The 3,085-nt window shown below is 30.8% G+C and carries 3 protein-coding genes and 1 pseudogene; all 4 read right to left on the bottom strand.

The genetic code is table 11. From position 1 onward, the window contains the following. Positions 1–634 (bottom strand): annotated as a pseudogene (locus ACTHW2_RS12375) (hypothetical protein); the annotation flags it as partial. 14 nt (positions 635–648) lie between these two features. Further along, positions 649–1,113, bottom strand: a complete 465-nt coding sequence (locus tag ACTHW2_RS12370) for a hypothetical protein (protein WP_442264211.1) — start codon at positions 1,111–1,113, stop codon at positions 649–651. A gap of 1 nt (position 1,114) precedes the next feature. Continuing rightward, on the bottom strand, positions 1,115–1,984 hold the full coding sequence (locus ACTHW2_RS12365; RefSeq protein WP_442264210.1) for a DUF3100 domain-containing protein: 870 nt from the start codon (positions 1,982–1,984) through the stop codon (positions 1,115–1,117). Positions 1,985–2,102: 118 nt separating this feature from the next. After that, positions 2,103–3,085, bottom strand: a 983-nt coding sequence (locus tag ACTHW2_RS12360; RefSeq protein ID WP_442264209.1) for a hydantoinase/carbamoylase family amidase, incomplete at its 5' end; no start/stop codon positions are given.

Raw genomic sequence — 3,085 nt, 5'->3', positions numbered from 1 at the left:
AGAATTTTATTTTTTTTCCTACAAATCCATTTGCTGTAGGTCCAACTATTATTTTTTTATTGTTTATTTTTGTATCAAATGAATGAATCATCATTGCTATATCTACATTATCAAAATATCCCCTATGAATTAATTCTTGCTTTCCGCCTATATATTTAAGTTCTCCTTTTTTTATAAGCTCTGAACGATAATCTATTTCTATATATTCTTCTGCAGGTACAGCCATAAATGTAATTTTTCCATCCAAATCGTCTTTAACGCCTGATTTCATAATTCCTATAGCAGTACCTACCATAGCTGCTATTTGATTATTGTGGCCACATGCATGAATAGCACCTATTTCATTACTATCAGGATGCTCTTCACATACAAGAGAATCTAATTCACCTATTACAGCTATATTCGGCCCTTCTTTATCATTATTAACTCTTCCAAGACATCCTGTAATAGCTATATCTTTTTCTAGATTTTCTAACTCTAAATTTTTAAATATATCAAATACTGTTTCCGTGCCAAATCTTTCCTTATATCCGAGTTCTGGATTTTTATATATAGTTTCTGCAAGCTCTATAATTATATCTTTATTGTCATCAATTGTTTTACAAACTTTTTCTTTTAAAGTCTTCTTATCCAATTTCTACACCCTTTCTATATAATTCCTTGTAACTTAAGTACAATATGAGACACTATGGCTGAACCAAAAAATGTTCCAATAAATACAAATACCGCTACAATAGCAACCTTCCAACTTAATTTCTTTAATTGTAAAATTTTGTTTCCAACTGATATACCTGCAAAAGCAAGTATTGGAGTAGTAGTTCCTAGAAAATTAACTTGATCTGTAAATTTTAAAAAAACTTCTGAAGTTGGCATGAAAGGCATACTTAATATTAGAGCAGTGAGGGATGCCCATGCAAATGCTGGAAATTGTAATTTAGGAGTCACAGCTCTCATGAAAAGTGCAAATACAGCAATTCCGATTACCATAAGTATTCCTGGTATAGCTCCTATTATATCTGTACCATAGCCTATTCTTTGACCAATAAGTATCATTATTCCTACTATAAATAAAATTATTGTTTGATTTAATAGTTTTTTCATATCTACTGCCATATTATCTACCATCCTTTCTACCAATAATAGGTTCTAGTTTTCTATACATAAAATTAACTAAAGGTATACCAAAAAGTACTACAGAATAAAGGCCCGTAACTCCTGTTAGCATATTACTTGTTGCAGCATATGCTAAAATTTGCTCACTCATTTCAGGTACTGCTGCAGCAAGGGATCCTGAACCTGCTGTAGTCATACTTCCACTTCCCATTCCACTTGCCATAGCAAGGGCTAATGGATGAAGGCCTGTCATAACTGAAAGAGAACCTAAAAGTCCAAAGAAAATTGTACCAAAGACAGTTCCCATGAGATATGTGCCTAAAACTCCTGTACCTTCAGGACTAGATATACCATATTTCTCACCTATTACTCCTAATGTCGGTTCACGACAAATAGATACTGTAGCACCAACTGCTTCCCTTTTCATCCCAAGTAAAAGTGCAATGGGGAGTGCTATAAATATTGTTCCTAAATTACCTAGTTCTTGTAATAAAAATGCTGGTCCTGCTTTTACTACCTCTACGATATTAGGTCCTACAAGCGTACCATATTTTACTCCAAGTGGTAGTAGTGCTAGCATTACAAATGGTCCTGCAAGTTCTATTTCTTTCCAACCAATAATTTTGCTTAAACCTTTTATTTTACTACCTATTACATCAGGTGTAATCAAAATACCGATAATAACTGCAAATAACATAGGTAATAAGACAATTGTACCAATATTAATATCAAATGTCAGTGTTCCTATAAGTTCACTTATAATTACTATTATTAATGCTGTAAGTATTAATTTAATGAAAATATCCATCCTGCCTTTATAATTTAATACTTCTTTTTCACTAAGCTCTTTATTGTTTTCATTCCTATCCACTAAAACTCCTCCTTATTATTTGAATTTACTGATTTTTAACCCTAAAACTTTACACCTCCTTAAAAAACTAATAATTAAGTTCAAATGAACTTAAAGACACTTTTTTATAACAGTTAGATTAATTAGATAATCTAACCAAAGCTTCTAATAATACTTTTGCTCCTTTTTCAATATCATCATAACTAGTATTTTCTTCTGGGGCATGACTTCTACCATTAATACTAGGAACAAACAACATTCCTACATCTGTTATTGTTGATAATATACAAGCATCATGAGCAGCACCACTGTTCATATTTAAATATTCTATATTTTGATCTTTGGCTGATGATTGTAAAATTGATATTATTTTTGGTGAAAGATTTATATGTGGTGCTTCTCCAGTTATCTTTATCTTTGATTTTATTTCATAATAATTAGATATATACTTTATAGTAGATCTAATCTCATTTTCTACTATATCAATTCCTTGAGAATTGATATCTCTTATATCTACAGTAAATATGACTTTCTCAGGTATTACATTAATAGCGTTAGGATAACAATTTATTTTACCAACGGTAGCTACTGTTGTCTTGAAAGCCTTCTCTTCCACTATTTTATCAATTGATGCAATTACTTTTGAAGCTGCAGCCATTGGATCATATCTTAAATTCATTGGAGTAGCACCTGCATGATTTGATACTCCTTCAAATTCTATTTCTAGCCTTCTTACTCCGGCTATTTTTTCTATTACTCCAACTGAAATTTCATTCTTTTCTAACACTAAGCTTTGTTCTATATGTAATTCAATCATTGCTTTTATTTCATTAGGTTTTAAAACATCTTTTCTTATATTATCTGGTTTAAGTCCAAATTTCTTTGCTGCATCATATACAGAAATCTCTTTATCATTTTTAAACCTTTTTAAATCTTCTATATTAAAAATACCCGTCAATGTTTTACTACCTACCATCGGGGTTCCAAAATTACATCCTTCTTCCTCTACAAAAACAATTAATTCTATAGGATTAATGTGATTGATTTTTCTTTCTACTATATGTCTTAAAGCTTCTAAACCTACTACTACTCCTAATATTCCATCAAACTTACCACCATTGA

The sequence above is a fragment of the Tissierella sp. genome (assembly GCF_052089545.1).
Classification (GTDB): Bacteria; Bacillota; Clostridia; order Tissierellales; family Tissierellaceae; genus Tissierella_A.
The sequence above is the reverse complement of the archived record's forward strand: the minus strand, read 5'-3'. Positions and strand labels throughout refer to the sequence as shown.